At 37.9% G+C, this 15,470-nt stretch carries 18 protein-coding genes and 1 pseudogene; 10 read left to right on the forward strand and 9 right to left on the reverse strand.

Translation table 11 applies throughout. From position 1 onward, the window contains the following. The first annotated feature begins 78 nt into the window (after positions 1-78). A complete protein-coding gene (gene menA / locus IQ215_RS12625) occupies positions 79-993 on the forward strand; it encodes a 2-carboxy-1,4-naphthoquinone phytyltransferase (protein WP_193801773.1) in 915 nt (304 codons plus the stop codon). Positions 994-1,126: 133 nt separating this feature from the next. On the opposite strand, the gene hemB is transcribed toward menA, so the two are convergent. Next, positions 1,127-2,110: a porphobilinogen synthase gene (gene hemB, locus IQ215_RS12630; protein WP_193801774.1), complete on the reverse strand. Its 984-nt coding sequence runs from the start codon at positions 2,108-2,110 to the stop codon at positions 1,127-1,129. 196 nt (positions 2,111-2,306) lie between these two features. Next, on the reverse strand, positions 2,307-2,972 hold the full coding sequence (locus tag IQ215_RS12635) for an HAS-barrel domain-containing protein (RefSeq protein WP_193801775.1): 666 nt from the start codon (positions 2,970-2,972) through the stop codon (positions 2,307-2,309). A 210-nt stretch (positions 2,973-3,182) separates the two neighbouring features. Here IQ215_RS12635 and isiD point away from each other — a divergent pair, with 210 nt between their 5' ends. Further along, positions 3,183-3,395, forward strand: a complete 213-nt coding sequence (isiD, locus tag IQ215_RS12640; RefSeq protein WP_015222840.1) for a protein IsiD — start codon at positions 3,183-3,185, stop codon at positions 3,393-3,395. Continuing rightward, complete coding sequence (gene coaBC / locus IQ215_RS12645) at positions 3,382-4,626, forward strand: bifunctional phosphopantothenoylcysteine decarboxylase/phosphopantothenate--cysteine ligase CoaBC (protein ID WP_193801776.1); 1,245 nt, start codon at positions 3,382-3,384, stop codon at positions 4,624-4,626. The genes isiD and coaBC overlap by 14 nt, the downstream gene beginning before the upstream one ends. A 36-nt stretch (positions 4,627-4,662) precedes the next feature. Here the strand turns inward: coaBC and IQ215_RS12650 are convergent, their stop codons facing one another. After that, positions 4,663-4,905 (reverse strand): TIGR02450 family Trp-rich protein, encoded by a 243-nt coding sequence (locus tag IQ215_RS12650; RefSeq protein WP_193801777.1) that lies wholly within the window; start codon positions 4,903-4,905, stop codon positions 4,663-4,665. 273 nt (positions 4,906-5,178) lie between these two features. Here IQ215_RS12650 and IQ215_RS12655 point away from each other — a divergent pair, with 273 nt between their 5' ends. Beyond that, positions 5,179-5,706, forward strand: coding sequence for a cofactor assembly of complex C subunit B (locus tag IQ215_RS12655; RefSeq protein WP_193801778.1), 528 nt, complete (start codon positions 5,179-5,181; stop codon positions 5,704-5,706). Positions 5,707-5,855: 149 nt separating this feature from the next. Here IQ215_RS12655 and IQ215_RS12660 read toward each other — a convergent pair whose 3' ends face one another. From IQ215_RS12660 to IQ215_RS12675, 4 genes are all read right to left on the reverse strand, one after another. Continuing rightward, a complete protein-coding gene (locus IQ215_RS12660) occupies positions 5,856-6,059 on the reverse strand; it encodes a phycobilisome linker polypeptide (RefSeq protein ID WP_069789311.1) in 204 nt (67 codons plus the stop codon). A 214-nt stretch (positions 6,060-6,273) separates the two neighbouring features. Further along, on the reverse strand, positions 6,274-6,759 hold the full coding sequence (apcB, locus tag IQ215_RS12665) for an allophycocyanin subunit beta (protein WP_193801779.1): 486 nt from the start codon (positions 6,757-6,759) through the stop codon (positions 6,274-6,276). A 94-nt stretch (positions 6,760-6,853) separates the two neighbouring features. Further along, complete coding sequence (gene apcA / locus IQ215_RS12670; protein WP_193801780.1) at positions 6,854-7,339, reverse strand: allophycocyanin subunit alpha; 486 nt, start codon at positions 7,337-7,339, stop codon at positions 6,854-6,856. A 333-nt stretch (positions 7,340-7,672) separates the two neighbouring features. Beyond that, complete coding sequence (locus IQ215_RS12675; RefSeq protein WP_193801781.1) at positions 7,673-8,416, reverse strand: HEAT repeat domain-containing protein; 744 nt, start codon at positions 8,414-8,416, stop codon at positions 7,673-7,675. A 46-nt stretch (positions 8,417-8,462) separates the two neighbouring features. On the opposite strand from IQ215_RS12675, the gene folK reads away from it, so the two are divergent. Together folK and IQ215_RS12685 are read left to right on the forward strand one after the other, a co-directional pair. Continuing rightward, complete coding sequence (folK, locus tag IQ215_RS12680; protein ID WP_193801782.1) at positions 8,463-8,990, forward strand: 2-amino-4-hydroxy-6-hydroxymethyldihydropteridine diphosphokinase; 528 nt, start codon at positions 8,463-8,465, stop codon at positions 8,988-8,990. A 53-nt stretch (positions 8,991-9,043) separates the two neighbouring features. Then, positions 9,044-9,598, forward strand: a complete 555-nt coding sequence (locus tag IQ215_RS12685) for a shikimate kinase (RefSeq protein ID WP_193801783.1) — start codon at positions 9,044-9,046, stop codon at positions 9,596-9,598. 129 nt (positions 9,599-9,727) lie between these two features. On the opposite strand, the gene IQ215_RS12690 is transcribed toward IQ215_RS12685, so the two are convergent. Further along, positions 9,728-10,171, reverse strand: a complete 444-nt coding sequence (locus IQ215_RS12690; RefSeq protein WP_193801784.1) for an EVE domain-containing protein — start codon at positions 10,169-10,171, stop codon at positions 9,728-9,730. Positions 10,172-10,270: 99 nt separating this feature from the next. Between IQ215_RS12690 and IQ215_RS12695 the strand changes: the two genes are divergently transcribed. The 4 genes from IQ215_RS12695 to IQ215_RS12710 all read left to right on the forward strand — a co-directional run bounded on the left by IQ215_RS12695 (position 10,271) and on the right by IQ215_RS12710 (position 15,341). Then, the gene (locus IQ215_RS12695; protein ID WP_193801785.1) at positions 10,271-11,068 is read left to right on the forward strand and encodes a creatininase family protein; all 798 of its coding nucleotides are present in this window, start codon (positions 10,271-10,273) and stop codon (positions 11,066-11,068) included. Positions 11,069-11,250: 182 nt separating this feature from the next. Continuing rightward, complete coding sequence (locus IQ215_RS12700) at positions 11,251-12,222, forward strand: cysteine synthase A (protein WP_193801786.1); 972 nt, start codon at positions 11,251-11,253, stop codon at positions 12,220-12,222. A gap of 493 nt (positions 12,223-12,715) precedes the next feature. Next, complete coding sequence (gene fabG / locus IQ215_RS12705; protein ID WP_193801787.1) at positions 12,716-13,477, forward strand: 3-oxoacyl-[acyl-carrier-protein] reductase; 762 nt, start codon at positions 12,716-12,718, stop codon at positions 13,475-13,477. 166 nt (positions 13,478-13,643) lie between these two features. Then, positions 13,644-15,341, forward strand: a complete 1,698-nt coding sequence (locus IQ215_RS12710; protein ID WP_193801788.1) for a potassium channel family protein — start codon at positions 13,644-13,646, stop codon at positions 15,339-15,341. A gap of 31 nt (positions 15,342-15,372) precedes the next feature. Here IQ215_RS12710 and IQ215_RS12715 read toward each other — a convergent pair. Continuing rightward, a pseudogene (locus IQ215_RS12715) lies at positions 15,373-15,470 on the reverse strand (IS630 family transposase); the annotation flags it as partial.

A 15,470-nucleotide genomic window follows, 5' to 3' on the forward strand; every position in this document is an offset into this window, starting at 1 on the left:
GCCCCGCTGTGGCGGAGATTAATAACTATAAAAAAACCAATTTTTAATTATTGTCTATTTTACCGAATATCACTGACCATGACGATTACTAATCCTATCACCCCTCCTAAGGCAGACACAAAACAAAAACTATGGTTAGCGGCCATTAAGCCTCCTATGTACACCGTGGCGGTAATTCCCATTAGTTTTGGTACTGCTTTAGCTTATTTTTCTACGGGTACTGTTAATTTTTCTATTTATATCACTTTTTTATTAAGTGCGATCGCCATTATTGCTTGGTTAAATCTCACTAACGATGTTTTTGATGCAGATACAGGCATTGACGTTAATAAACATCATTCTGTGGTTAATCTGACGGGAAATAAAGCCCTTGTCTTCTGGATTGCTAATATTATCTTAATCCTTGGTTTGGGAGGTATTTTTCTTATCAACTGGTGGCAACAAGATTGGACGGTATTATGGCTTATTCTTGTCAGTTGTTTTTTAGGTTATACCTACCAAGGGCCTCCTTTTCGTCTTGGTTATCAAGGATTAGGGGAAATTATCTGTTTCTTTACTTTTGGTCCAATGGCGATCGCATCTGCCTATTATAGTCAAAATCAGTCATTTTCCTTTAATTCTATAATTGCATCAACCATTATCGGTATTTCTACCTCAATTATTCTGTTTTGCTCCCATTTTCACCAAGTACAAGATGATACTAATGCGGGAAAAAAATCCCCCATCGTGCGTCTAGGCACAAAAACAGGGGCAAATGTGTTGATAATTTCTGTTTTTCTTGTTTATATACTTAGTACAATTTTTGTATTAACAGGGCAACTACCCCAACAATGTTTATTAGTGTGGTTTAGTTTTCCCGTTGCCTATCAATTAATAAACCATGTTAATAAATATCACGCCCAACCAGAAAAAATTAAAAATAGTAAATTTATTGCCGTCAATTTTCATTTTATTAGCGGTTTATTACTATGTTTAGGATTATGTTTTGTTTAAAAAATTATCACACCATATAATTAATTAAAAAGTGGGGAAATTAGGAAAATATTATTATGTAAAAATAAACAAAAATTCCTCGTTATAATCCTTAATTTAACGGGTGAATTTCAATCCTAATTCCCCTTGATAACTATTTCAACATCAAAGCTACTTGCTTAGCAAAATAAGTTAAAATTAAATCCGAACCTGCTCTTTTCATGCTTGTAAGAGTTTCAAGGACGATTTTTTTCTCATCAATCCAACCTTTCTCCGCTGCTGCCTTAATCATGGCATACTCACCACTAACATTATAGGCAACCACAGGAATATTAGTATAATCCCTCACTTGACGAATAATATCAAGGTAAGCAAGGGCTGGTTTAACCATTACCATGTCTGCACCTTCAGCAATATCCAATTCTACTTCCGTAATGGCTTCACGGGAGTTGGCAATGTCCATTTGATAGGTTTTTTTGTCGCCAAATTTGGGTGCGGATTCGAGGGCATCACGGAAAGGGCCATAATAGGCAGAAGCATATTTGGCAGAATAAGCAATGATACCCACATGGGTAAACCCTTCTTCGTCAAGGGCTTCACGAATTACCCCAATTCTACCGTCCATCATATCGGAGGGGGCAACCATATCCGCCCCAGCTTGGGCTTGAGATACTGCCATTTTGGCGAGTACCGCCACGGTTTCATCGTTGAGAATTTCTCCATCTACCACGATACCATCATGACCGAATGGGGAATAAGGATCAAGGGCGACATCGGTGATAATGGTGATTTCGGGTACTTCTGCTTTAATGGCTTTGATGGTGCGTTGTACTAATCCATTGGGGTTATAGCTTTCGGTGCCTTCGTTGTCTTTTTTGTCATCGGTGACGAGGGGAAAAAGGGCGATCGCCTTTATACCTAAATCATAAGCCTCTTTTACTTCTTTGATCAATAAATCAAGACTATAACGATAACAATCAGGCATCGACACAATCTCTTGTTTGAGATTTTCCCCTTCCATCACAAATACGGGATAAATTAAATCATTAACAGTTAACTGGGTTTCTTGTACCATCGCCCGTAATGCTGAAGTGCGACGCAGACGGCGAGGACGATTTGTTAAGTTATATAAGGGCATTTTTTATAAAAGTTTTTCATCAAAACATTGGCAACATAACATTATAAGGGAGTTTCAGTTTTTCTCCCCCTCTCGTTAAATAAATTAATATTTCGATAAGGGAACAGGGAATAGGCAACGGGGAACCGTTTTCAATGGTTTATGATTATGAGTGAATCCTCTTTTCCCTTTATTGTCAATTGTTAATTGTCCATTGTCAATTGTCTCTCACGTTGACTTGTCCAAGGATAAACTTAAGACTGTCGTAATCATTTTTTAATAAAACACTCAATACCCTTCCTGCTTTTATTAACCAAGGGCGATCGCACCCTCGAATATTATATACTTCCCTAAGGGTAGCTGCGGTGAGGGATTCAATGGGAGTATTATTAACTTGAAGTAAAACCCGCAAAAAATCAGGATTTTCCGTAAATTTCGTTATTTCCTCAGTGGTACAACTAAACACCCCTTGATGGATTTGGGGAGGGCGAGGGGGTAAATATTGAAAAATACGTCCATGGGGAGGATTTACGCCATTATTACCCTGTGGGGGGGTTTCAAAACCGATGATTACCGCCCGAAATTCCGTTTTTAGCATGGCAAAAATTTGCGGTTGTTGCTCTTTTAATTCTTCTAAAGATAACCCCAAAGCCCTTGCCCGATGGATAGAATCAATGGGGGCAGTGGTGACATTGGTAACGATGGCATAAATTTTATTTCCCGCCTGATTATCCACCGCTTTTACCCAACTACCAAAGGGAGGCATCATGGGAAAAGCTAATTCTTCTGGCTCTAAACATTGAGCCAAAAATTCTGTGGTAGAAGTTTCAATGACTTCCCCAATATGACTTATCGTACCATTTTGATTATCAGTGATCTGCATTATATTTTCGGGTATTGCTTAATCATGATATGAAATATAATTCAATGACACTAGAAATTAAGACTTCAAAATATTATAACCGTTCCCTGTTCCCCGTTCCCCATTCCCTATTCTGAAATTGTTAACATTCTTGTACATTTTGGGAAGAAAACCAAATCAAGTTAGAATGTAGTTGGGGTAAACAAAAAAACCATGTACGGAGGCTGATTTATGACAACATTAACATATACCGACAAGGATTTTGCAACTATGACCATAGAAGATGTTGCGGAAATTGCCACAAGATTGGAAAATGATGATTATAAAACTCCCTTTGAAAGTTTACAAGATTGGCATAAACTAAGGGCGATCGCATTTCACCGTGAAGATTTAATCGAACCTTATTTTTATCTCCTCGACATCGAAGCCTATGACGAATCATAAAGGATTTTTACAATCTTTTAAAGACAAGAAAATTTTAGTATGTATTGGGGGAGGTATCGCCGCTTATAAGGTATGTGGGTTAATCTCCCAATTGTTTCAGCAGGGAGCGCAAGTAGAAGTAATCCTCACCGAATCTGCCCAAAAGTTCATTACTCCCCTCACCGTTTCCACCCTCGCCCGAAAACAGGCTTACACCGACGCAGACTTTTGGCAACCCATTCACCCTCGCCCCCTACACATTAGCTTAGGAGAATGGGCGGATTTAATTTTGATTGCCCCCCTCACTGCCAACACCCTCGCTAAATTAGTCCATGGCATGGCGGATAATCTCTTAACTAATACGGTTCTGGCTTCTAATTGCCCCATAGCAATAGCCCCCGCTATGAACACAGAAATGTGGCTACAATCAACGGTACAAGCTAACTGGGAACTTTTAGGGCAAAATAATCGTTTTTTTTCCCTCCATACCAATACGGGTTTATTAGCGTGCGATCGCACTGGGCAAGGCAGAATGGCAGAGCCTGAGGAAATTTTAATGGCCTTAGAATCCGCACTACACACCAAAGGAAAACTAGATTTAAAAGGTAAAAATATTTTAATTAGCACAGGAGGCACAAGGGAATTTTTTGATCCCGTGCGTTTTATCGGTAACCCTTCCACTGGTAAAATGGGCATCGCCCTTGCCGTTGCCTGTCATCATCGGGGGGCAAAGGTTACTTTGGTTGGTGCAAATGTTGCCCCTGAGTTGTTAAAAAATCTTCCTCCCCTACAATTTATTGACGTGACTACCGCCGAAGAAATGGAAAAAGCCATGGTGAGTAATTTTCCTACCTCAGATTGGGCGATTATGGCTAGTGCGGTGGCGGATGTGAAACCAAGGGAATTTTATAAAACCAAGTTGAGTAAAGGGAATTTACCCCCTTATATAGAATTGGACACGGTAACAGACATTGTGGCAAAATTGGGAAAAATACGGCAACCAGAACAACTTTTAATAGGTTTTGCTGCTCAAACGGGGGATATTGTCACCCCTGCACTGGATAAATTGACTCGTAAACGATTAAGTGCGATCGTTGCTAATCCCATTGATAAAATAAACACGGGTTTTGGTAGCGATACCAATGAGGCTATATTTATTAATGCTGATGGACAAAAAACAACCTTAAAACCATCTTCTAAGTTTTCCCTTAGTCATCAAATTATTGATTTAATTTTGGGGCAAGTAGCTTAAATTATTTTAAAAGATACCAAGATTAGCATTTTGCCATTACTCCATTTCTTTGATGTCTTCTAAGGTTTTCCAACCCGGTAGCCATAAATCTCTATCTTTTAATTGTTTGGCGTTAATCCAAAAGCGTACGTTATCATCACAGGATGCCGTCATTTCTGCAAACACCCATTTATCTTGATTTTTACGGTTTATCACTTGAAAGTGTCTCCAACCCCATGTTTTTTGGGTTGATGTCCATTTTGAGCCTAAAAGATGAGGAAATTTTTGTTTTTGTGCCACGGATAATTAATTGATAATTGATAATAAAAAGGTTAATTGTTGATTATTTTTACTATTTCGTTATTTGGCTTTGTACGGGTTATGGTATGAAATATAGTTGAATTACACTAAAAACTAAGACTTCTAAATATTATAACCGTTCCCTTCCTCAACAATAAATCATACTTAAAATCAGCAACGCCAATATTATTATCATTCCCAATTCTGCATTGTTTAAGTCATTGGTGCTATACAATAAATTTTAGCTATCTTATATCTTATATTTTAGATTTTATGGTTTCTACTTTTTTCTTGACTGTTTTATTGATGATTGGTCTATTCTTTTTTATTCGTGGCAGTATTAAGGATAGAACTGAAATTGTCACTCTTTGTTGCCCTGAAACAGAGGATAGTATATTGGCATATCTTCGGGACTACTTTCAACAACGATCTTACCAAGTAAAGGCGATCGATGGAGAGAGAAATAAAGTTACTTTAGAAGGTTTAGTTTCTCCTAGTATCTTTTTAGCGGTGTTTCTTAGTTTTTTAGCAGGATGCGGTTTATTTTCTTTTTCCCTTGTCTTGGAAATGTTATTTCATCCACAGATTAACTGGTTTATTGGCTTAATTATTCTCTCTCCCGTGGCAGGTTATTTTTATTGGCGTGGTGCAAAGAGAGTTGAGGAAGTTGCTTTTCGCATTGATGATGTGGTTAATGAGGAGGAAAAAAAGCAAACTGTTATTACTATTCAAGCTCATCGAGATGAGTTAATTAATTTACAAAGTTCTTTTCCTTTTAATTATGAAGTAAAAGAAGCATAACTATTACTGAATATGGGAAATAGGCAATGATAAATAGTTAATTTCCATAGTTTTCCCATAAAAAATAGGGACGCTCATAAGTAAAACATCCCTTAATTATTGGGGAGAATTTCATTATTTTTTCCCCCTGAATTTTATTTAACAAGTTATTAAAGTAAACCAGTGTTAGTACCTTGTCTGCCGGTTACTAATTGTACTTTAACAATAGAACCACCCATTTTTTGAATTCTTTGTTGCTCTTTGAACCAGTTATCGTAGGGAACTAATTTGGTAAAATAAGTATTTTGTAATTCTCTTTGGGTTCTGATTCTGGTTTGACTTGGTACACAAGCCGTTACTTTAAACATTCTCATGTGAGGTAGTCTCCTTGTTTGTGGAAAAATTTTTTAAGCGGATTTTTTTATATTGAGAGAGATATATATGTAATTCTTTCTTATGAATCGAAAAGCTACGGTTAGGAGTCAAGAGTCAATACTAAATTAACTAAGTTTTAAGTCAAACTGGCACTTACTCCTGACTTTCCTAACCTGTGGGTTAAGGTTTTACCTTATCTACAAGCCTTAAGTTTTAGCTTAAGCCAGAGCAGATATAGTCAAAGTAAACACCCATTTCTTTACCAGCGTCAGCACCTACTAAACTAGCGGTTACTTCTTTCATAGCTTGGATAGCTTGAACGGTGGAGCTGATGGGTACTCCTAAGGAGTTGTAGGTTTCTTTTAAACCGTTTAATACGCGCTCGTCTAAGATGGAAGCATCACCAGCTAACATAGCGTAGGTGGAGTAACGTAAATAGTAGTCTAAGTCACGGATACAAGCAGCGTAACGACGGGTGGTGTACATATTTCCACCGGGGCGGGTTACGTCGGAGTATAATAAGGATTTAGCTACAGCTTCTTTTACGATGGTAGCGGCGTTGGCGCTGATTACGCTAGCAGCACGAACACGGAGTTGACCACTTTGGAAGTAGCCTTTTAATTTGGTTAAAGCGTTAGCGTCAAGGTATTTACCTTGTACGTCGGAGGAGTTGATTACTGCAGTAATTGCGTCTTGCATGGTTATTTTCCTTTCTAATTAATTGACTTTTTGTTAGTTTTGCAGGACTAAAAGATTTTTAGACTCGATAGGTTTACGGATTTAGGGGTAAAACCTATTGTAATGCTCCGACTACATAGTCGAAGTAGGAAGCTGCTTCTGAAGTGTCTTCTGCAGACATTAAGGAGGTAGCTACTTCTTTCATTTCACGTACACTTTGAGCTACTGCGCCAATGTCAGTACCTAAAGATTTGTACATTTCTTTTACGCCAACTAAGCCAATTTCTTCGATGGGGGTAACGTCACCTGCTACTACTCCGTAGGTGATTAGACGTAAATAGTAGTCCATGTCACGTAAACAGGTAGCGGTCATTTCTTCGCCGTAAGCGTTTCCACCAGGAGAAACTACGTCGGGGCGTTTTTGGAAGAGGCGATCGCCTGCTTCTTTGATGATGCGCTCACGAGAATCGGTTAAGGTTTGAGCGATTCTTAAACGGCTTTCACCAGAGGAAACGAAGGATTTGATTCTGTCTAGTTCACCGGGGCTTAAATAACGTGCTTCTGCGTCAGCATTCACGATAGATTTCGTGACGATACTCATTTATGGATTCCTCCAAGTAAATTAATTTAGATAGTTTTTTTTATTAAACCAGTTTTTTGATGTTTCTGGTATTTAAATTTTGTTTGACTTTTTAGGGTCAATCTCTGAATCAGTATAACTTAAAGTTGTTATATTGATTAGGTTTTTTTATTTGGCTTGGGTTATGTTCCCTTCCGAATGCTATTGTGCAGTATCAGGTATCATTTTTCTTCATTTTCTTAATACTTTTTAACAATTAGTTAGGGGAACGGGGAATAGGCCATGGGCAATGGATGACGAAAGGAGTAATGGACAACGAATGTTTCTTCTATTTCTAAGGTTCAACAAGTATAGTTAAATTAGTCCTTCAAATTCTAGTTCTTCGATCATTTGTAAGCCTCTGGGATCGCCTAGTTTTAATAGGGCGCTTTTGGTATCTTCTTTTACCCCTAAGTCTTCGTCTTCCACTAGGGCTTCGATGAGGGCATCAATGGCGGTGTTATAGACTACGTTGAAGGGTAGTTCTTGGCATAGTTTGCCCAATGTCCAAGCACAGTTACTGCGTACCGCGGCGATCGCATCTTGCCTTAAGGTGGTAATGAGGGAGGGAATGGCGGTAATGGTGTCTTCGTAGTTTAATTTGGCAATGTTGGCAATGCTACTAGCTGACCAAAGACGTACGGCCGCTATATCATGTTTCAAGGCGTGGAGTAATGGTTCAAATGAGGTGCGATCGCCACTATTTCCCAAAGCCCATACTACCCCTTTTCTTACATAACCATTCCAGTCGTTTTGAAGGGCAAAAATTAGGGGTTGCACCGTGGTTGAATCTATGTTTCTCCCTAAGGCGTAGGCGGCACTAACCCTTATCAAAGGACAATTATGACTCAAACATTCAATTAGTAAGGGAATTGCCCTAGAATCAGAAATTTCGCAAAAAGCCCTTACCCCCTCCATTTGTTCTTGTAAGCTGTCGCTAGAAAGTAAACCTAGCATTACATCAGGATCTGGCTTTTCGGGTTCTTTATCCTCAATGGCATCTAAGGGATCGAGATTATCAAAATCTATGGCAGTGTTACTTAAGCTAGAGTCATTCATATGAAATAATGATACATTATCTTAATGCACAGGTAAACAGTTTTAAGTGTCTATTGCTACTGAAGTTAAACATTGTACCAGAAAGTATAAATCTGCCATTGCTTTGGGCAGTAATTTGGGAAAAAGTAAAGATACTTTACAAAAAGCGGTGGATTTTATCCAATCAGCACCCCAAATAGATTTAATTCGATGTTCTAGTTGGTATCGCACAAAACCCATTGGCCCGTCTCAACCTGATTATATCAATGGTTGTGTCACGATTAATACTTTTTTCACTCCTTCTCAATTATTATCTTTTTTAGGGGAAATAGAGTTACAATTTGGCAGAGAAAGAAAGGAAAAATGGGGTGCAAGAACCCTTGATTTAGATATTATTTTATACGATAATTTAATTATTGATTTACCTAACTTAAAAATACCTCATATTCTAATGAGAGAAAGGGCTTTTGTTTTAATTCCTTTGGCAGAAATTGCTTCAAATTGGCTTGACCCTGTGACAATGCTAACGGTGGAAGATTTAAAGAATAATCTTAATTATAATAAGGATGATATTATTAAAATATCTTCTTGTTAAATATCTCAGTATGCTATTTATATGAATTGTCTAATTATAGAAATAAAAAATTTATGAATAAATTATTAAGGGGTTTAAATATATACTTAATTGGTATGATGGGTTCTGGAAAAAGTACAGTGGGGAAGTTTCTTGCCCATAAGTTAGAATATCGTTTTTTAGATACTGATAATACCATAGAAATGCTTAGTCAAAAAACTATTAATAAAATTTTTGAAGAAGATGGAGAAAATGCTTTTCGGACTTTAGAAAATCAAGTTTTAGGAGAGGTTTCTAGCTATTTACATACTGTGATTAGCACTGGTGGTGGTATTGTTTTAAAAAAAGATAATTGGGCTCATTTACGAGATGGTATGGTAATTTGGTTAGATGTTCCTGTAGATGTTTTGGTTGATAGATTGAAAAATGACCATACTAGACCTTTATTAAAAGATACTGATTTAACTCAAAAATTAAGGAATATTTTAGAAGAAAGAAAAAGTCTTTATCAACAGGCTGATATAACTATTTATGTTACCAAGAAACAATCTACGGAAGATATTGTCGCAGAAATTATTCAAGTTATTCCTACTAAAATTAAGCCTGAATTTAATCCAGATTTAAATTAACTATTTTATGGTGTTTAGTTGTAGGTATTAAGGTAATGAGAAGTATGGCAGATGGGGAGTAAAGGTAATAATAATTTAATTATCCGTTGTCAATTATTCATTGCTTACCCTCATTACTTTACTTTTCTATCAAAAAGTTCTAGTCAAGTTGAAAATTTCTTGGGCAATGGTATTTTTAACGGGCATTACGGATAATCGATTACCTTTTTTAACTACCAAAAAATCATCGGGATTAAATTTTTGTTTTAGGGTTTCGAGGGGTAATGGTTGAGCAAATCGTTCTTTAAATTTTACTTTTACTGTATGCCAACGGGGTTTTTCAGGGGTTGATTTGACATCAAAATAGTCTGAGGTGCGATCAAACTGGGTAGGATCAACTATATTGGTTTCTACTACTTCCATTAATCCTACAATGGCGGGAGGTTTACAATTGGAATGATAAAAAAAAGCTAAATCTCCTTTTTTCATTTCCCTAAGGATATTACGAGCTTGATAATTTCTCACCCCATCCCAGATAGTTATTTTTTCTTTTTGTAAATCTTCGATACTATAAGCGCTCGGCTCAGATTTCATTAACCAGTAGTTCACGACAACAATTGATAATTGATAATGGAGAATGGATAATTATAATAGAAAAAACTATTCCCTATTTCCTAATTTCCTAATAATACAATGATTCACGGTTTTATTCCCCCAGAGCGTTTTTTTGCCTATCTTACATGGCAAGAAATTGACCAGATGTCCGATAAAGAAAATGTAGTTATAATTCAACCCATAGGGGCGATCGAGCAACATGGACACCATCTGCCTCTGGTGGTGGATTCGGCGATTAGTCAGGGGGTGTTAGGGAAGGCTTTGGAGGGTTTATCTCCTGCTATTCCAGCCTATGCTTTACCGACTCTGTATTATGGAAAATCTAACGAACATTTAGACTTTCCTGGTACTATCAGTTTATCTGCGGAAACTCTGTTAAGGGTATTGAGGGAAACCGCAGAGAGTATTTATCGGGCTGGGTTTCGTAAGTTAGTGTTGATGAATTCCCACGGAGGGCAACCCCAGATATTAGATATTATTAGCCGTGATTTGCACCAAGAGCATCATGATTTTTTGGTGTTTCCTTTTTTTACTTGGCGTGTACCTCATATTACTAAGGATTTGATGACGGAGAGGGAAGGAAAGGAGGGGATTCATGCAGGGGATGCGGAAACGAGTTTGATGTTATCTCTTTTGCCCCATCAAGTAAAAATGAATTTGGCGGTAAGGGAATATGGGAAGGATTTGGGTAAGGATAGTTTGTTATCCCTTGAGGGGCGTTTACCTTTTCCTTGGATAACAAAAGAGTTGAGCAAAAGTGGGGTAATTGGTGATGCGACAGTGGCGACAAAGGATAAGGGCGATCGCATCTTAGAATCTCTTACCAAGGGCTGGATAGAATTAATAGAAGATATATACGAATACCAACAATCATAGTGTAATGATGGTGATAGTCAGGTATTCAAAATATTTCCACCGTTGCCTATTGCCCATTCCCTATTCCCCACCTAAACCAAAAATCATATCTAAATTCAGCAATACCCAATAATTTAGACCATTCATTTTTCGGTAAGATAGAAAAATTAGAAAAGATCAAGATAAAAGCAACTTACATCATAATGGATATTAAAGAAGGCTTCGTCGGCACTATTGGTAATACTCCCCTAATTCGTTTAAATAGCTTCAGTGAAGAAACAGGATGCGAAATATTAGGAAAAGCCGAATTTCTTAATCCTGGTGGTTCGGTGAAAGATAGGGCCGCCTTATATATCATCAAAGAAGCTGAGGAAAAAGGCTTACTAAAACCGGGAGGCACTGTGGTAGAAGGTACGGCGGGTAACACGGGCATCGGACTTGCCCATATTTGTAATGCTAAAGGTTATAAGTGTATTATAGTTATTCCCGAAACCCAATCCCAAGAAAAAATGGATACCCTTACAACCCTCGGAGCTGAGGTGAGAGCCGTTCCTGCTGTACCTTACAGAGATCCGAACAATTACGTTAAACTATCGGGGCGCATCGCCGAGGAAATGGACAACGCCATCTGGGCAAATCAATTTGATAACCTTGCTAATCGTCGAGCCCACTATGAAACCACAGGAAAGGAAATTTGGGAACAAACTGATCATAAAATTGATGCTTGGGTAGCTGCTACGGGTACAGGGGGAACTTTTGCAGGGGTATCTTTATTTTTGAAGGATCAAAATCCCTATGTAAAATGTATTTTAGCTGATCCCATGGGTAGTGGTTTATATAGTTACGTAAAAACAGGAGAAATGAAAGCTGAGGGCAACTCTATTACTGAGGGTATTGGTAACAGTCGCATTACTGCGAATATGGAGGGAGTGCCTATTGATGATGCTGTAAGAATCGATGATCAAGAAGCTATTAGGGTTATCTATCAGTTATTGTATAAGGAAGGTTTATTTATGGGTGGCTCTGTGGGTATTAATGTGGCCGCAGCGGTGGCGGTGGCTAAAAAATTAGGTCCAGGTCATCGTATTGTAACGGTATTATGTGATGGTGGGGGACGTTATCAGTCTCGGCTTTATAACTCTGAGTGGTTGGCTAGTAAGGGTTTAAAGGTTTAACATTAATGGTGTAGAATATATAGTCAAGTTATCTGATTTAAGTTGACATCTATCCCATAATTACTAACTTAATCTGAGTTCGGAATACAATTTATATGTAAAGGTGACAGGTATTGGGTGTCATACCAAATTCGATTTAGGAACTATATCATTCCTCCCCTTGCAATAAATTACAAGGCTAACAGTTTATCGTTAATAAATTGAACGAAGGTATATTTTGATTTGCGGATTTAGTATAAATTATTATCCTCCTTACTTCTTATCTCCCATACTGCCCATCACCTGTAACCTACAATCTGACTATACCAACGATTATTATTCCGAATTGAGGTTAACTAATACCTGATCTTATTAATCAAGGATAGTAAGCCATATTAATGGAATGGACTATCAATGGGACAACAAAGACATTATTAATGATCAATAGTTTACTTCTAGGCTAACATTTCTGGTAAACTAATCCGTGCAGTTTAATGATAATCGATATAGATAGATGGAATTATTGCCTAGTAATTTACAGAGATTAAAAGATCAAGTAGCGGTTATTACAGGGGCTTCTCGTGGTATTGGTAAAGCAAGTGCGATCGCCCTTGCCCAAGAAGGAGCATCCGTGGTGGTAAACTATGCTAGTAATAGTGAAGCCGCCGATAAGGTTGTAAAGGAAATTACCGAAGCGGGAGGAAGTGCGATCGCCCTTAAAGCTGATGTTTCTAACCCTGAAGAAGTAGATAATTTTTTTAAAGAAGCCGTCAAAGCATTTGGCAAGGTAGATATTCTTGTAAATAATGCAGGAATTACCCGTGATACCCTCATGTTAAGGATGAAATTGGAAGATTGGCAAAAAGTGATCGACCTTAATTTAACAGGGGTATTCTTGTGTTGTAAGGCTGTGAGTAAAATGATGCTCAAACAAAGAAGCGGTAAAATTATTAATATCTCCTCTGTGGCAGGGCAAATGGGTAACCCCGGACAAGCTAACTACAGTGCCGCCAAGGCAGGGGTAATCGGCTTAACCAAAACCCTCGCTAAAGAATTTGCCAGTCGTGGTGTCACCGTCAACGCCGTTGCCCCCGGATTCATTGAAACTGATATGACGAGCGGATTAGAAGCCGAAGAAATTCTAAAATATATTCCCCTCGCCCGTTATGGAAAACCCGAAGAAATTGCGGGAATGATTCGTTTTCTTTCTGCCGATACTTCTTCTAATTACATCACAGGGCAAGTATTTAATGTTGATGGTGGTATGGTAATGTAATTCGATTGTGGGCATAGCCCACCTTATTTCCTACTTTAAGCAAAGTATTTTTTTCATCAAGTCCTAGTATAGAAAATCACAATTAGATTTAAACCCATAAGAGATAATAAAAGAGTGACCAAATGGGTACATTCTCCCATGGGTCGAATTTTAACTCCAACTGAAAATGAAACCTTTTATTATTGTTTGTGCTTTAGGTAGAACAGGTTATAAGATTTATAACTTATTAAAGCAACAGGGGGCTAATGTGGTGGGAATTAGCGATCGCCCCTTAACTACCCAAGAAAATGATCATATCATTGTCGGTAATATGAGATCCCCCCAAGTGTTAATGGAGGCAGGTATTAACCAAGCCCATACCATTGTCTTAGCCAGTAATGACGATGCTTTAAATGTGGCTATTCTTACCCAAGCACGAACTCTTAATCCCAAAATTAGAATCATTAACCGTCTCTACAATCGTACCTTAGGAGCGAGATTAGATAATACCCTCCCCGATCACTTTACCATGAGTGTTCCAGCCCTTGCCGCCCCTATCTTTGCTTTTACTGCCACAGGAAACAGGGCGATCGGGCATCTAAAATTATTAGATAAAACTTGGGCGCTACAAGAACAAGTAATTGATCAAAATCATCCTTGGTTAGGGTTAAAATTATCAGAGCTTTGGGATAACCTCGAGCAAATGTTAATTTACTATTTACCCAAACATGGAGAAATTGATCTTGTTTCCGCCGTTATCGAGGGTAAAAGTCTCGAATTAGGGGATCATTTAATCGTTGCCACTAAAACCAAAATAAATAATAAATCAAGAAGTTTTCTTCTTAAATGCTTAAAGGTTTTTCTCAATATCGGTAAATATAAACAATATGCCCGTCCTGTAATAGTTGTTACCCTCGTACTATTATCACTCATATTCCTAGCCACCTTTACTTACGTTTTTGTCAATTGGAACATTTCTCCCGTTGACGCCTTATATTTTAGTGTAGGTATGATTACAGGGGCAGGAGGTAAGGAAGAAGTAGCCGAAAATGCTCCAGATATAATTAAAATATTTACTGCCCTCATGATGATTGTGGGTGCTGGAATCATCGGCATTTGTTATGCTCTTATAAATGATTTTGTCCTCGGTAGTCGTCTCAAACAATCTTGGGATGTAGCACAAATTCCCAGCAAAAATCATTACATCATCTGTGGATTAGGCAATGTGGGCATTGAAATTGTTCGAGAATTACACCGTCAAGGGCAAGATGTTGTAGTTATTGAACCAGATCCCAATAATCGTTTTCTTCATTCTGTACGTTCTTTAGGCATACCCATTATCGTTGAAGATGCCACTTTATCTGATACCCTCAATACCGCTAATGTGCAAAGGGCGATCGCTTTGTTAGTATTAACCAGTAATGATATGTTAAACGTAGAAATAGCCCTAACTGTCAAAGCCCTTGCCCCCCAACTACCCGTAACCTTAAGAGTACAAGAAAGTCAATTTGCTCAATCAGTTCAAGACGTATTTCAATTTGAAACAGTCCTATCCCCGTCCGACTTAGCAACCCACTCCTTTGCCGCCGCGGCTCTTGGAGGCAGAATTCTCGGCAATGGCATGACTCAAGATCTACTTTGGGTAGCTCTTGCCACTATGATTACACCCAATCACCCCTTCTGTGGTCAAGAAATCAAAAATATCGCTAGTCAAGCCGATTTAGTCCCTCTTTACCTAACAAGAGAAAATAAAAATATTCATAGTTGGCAATTATTAGATATTCAACTAAAAGAAAATGATGTTCTTTACTTGACAATTCCCGCTAACCGTCTTGATGAATTGTGGCGTATGGACTCTTTCGCATCTATTCTTATTCATCATTAACATATAGTTAATCAAAATAAGAATGAGACATTTAACTAGTACAATAATTGTAAATTATTTCATCTAAACTTGTTTCGCTATTACTATACATTCTTGCTCTTTTTAATGCACTAAAATCATGTTCAATGT

This window comes from Cyanobacterium stanieri LEGE 03274, assembly GCF_015207825.1.
In the GTDB taxonomy this organism is placed as follows: Bacteria; Cyanobacteriota; Cyanobacteriia; order Cyanobacteriales; family Cyanobacteriaceae; genus Cyanobacterium; species Cyanobacterium stanieri_B.

What these genes read in the sequence shown, in the direction of transcription:
- IQ215_RS12700 (WP_193801786.1), top strand. Translation starts at nt 11,251, where the DNA reads ATGGATATTAAAGAAGGCTTCGTCGGCACTATTGGTAATACTCCCCTA.
- fabG (WP_193801787.1), top strand. Translation starts at nt 12,716, where the DNA reads ATGGAATTATTGCCTAGTAATTTACAGAGATTAAAAGATCAAGTAGCG.
- hemB (WP_193801774.1), bottom strand. Translation starts at nt 2,110, where the DNA reads ATGCCCTTATATAACTTAACAAATCGTCCTCGCCGTCTGCGTCGCACT.
- apcA (WP_193801780.1), bottom strand. Translation starts at nt 7,339, where the DNA reads ATGAGTATCGTCACGAAATCTATCGTGAATGCTGACGCAGAAGCACGT.
- IQ215_RS12695 (WP_193801785.1), top strand. Translation starts at nt 10,271, where the DNA reads ATGATTCACGGTTTTATTCCCCCAGAGCGTTTTTTTGCCTATCTTACA.
- IQ215_RS12710 (WP_193801788.1), top strand. Translation starts at nt 13,644, where the DNA reads ATGAAACCTTTTATTATTGTTTGTGCTTTAGGTAGAACAGGTTATAAG.
- IQ215_RS12675 (WP_193801781.1), bottom strand. Translation starts at nt 8,416, where the DNA reads ATGAATGACTCTAGCTTAAGTAACACTGCCATAGATTTTGATAATCTC.
- apcB (WP_193801779.1), bottom strand. Translation starts at nt 6,759, where the DNA reads ATGCAAGACGCAATTACTGCAGTAATCAACTCCTCCGACGTACAAGGT.
- IQ215_RS12690 (WP_193801784.1), bottom strand. Translation starts at nt 10,171, where the DNA reads ATGAAATCTGAGCCGAGCGCTTATAGTATCGAAGATTTACAAAAAGAA.
- IQ215_RS12685 (WP_193801783.1), top strand. Translation starts at nt 9,044, where the DNA reads ATGAATAAATTATTAAGGGGTTTAAATATATACTTAATTGGTATGATG.
- IQ215_RS12655 (WP_193801778.1), top strand. Translation starts at nt 5,179, where the DNA reads ATGGTTTCTACTTTTTTCTTGACTGTTTTATTGATGATTGGTCTATTC.
- menA (WP_193801773.1), top strand. Translation starts at nt 79, where the DNA reads ATGACGATTACTAATCCTATCACCCCTCCTAAGGCAGACACAAAACAA.
- IQ215_RS12660 (WP_069789311.1), bottom strand. Translation starts at nt 6,059, where the DNA reads ATGAGAATGTTTAAAGTAACGGCTTGTGTACCAAGTCAAACCAGAATC.
- IQ215_RS12635 (WP_193801775.1), bottom strand. Translation starts at nt 2,972, where the DNA reads ATGCAGATCACTGATAATCAAAATGGTACGATAAGTCATATTGGGGAA.
- coaBC (WP_193801776.1), top strand. Translation starts at nt 3,382, where the DNA reads ATGACGAATCATAAAGGATTTTTACAATCTTTTAAAGACAAGAAAATT.
- isiD (WP_015222840.1), top strand. Translation starts at nt 3,183, where the DNA reads ATGACAACATTAACATATACCGACAAGGATTTTGCAACTATGACCATA.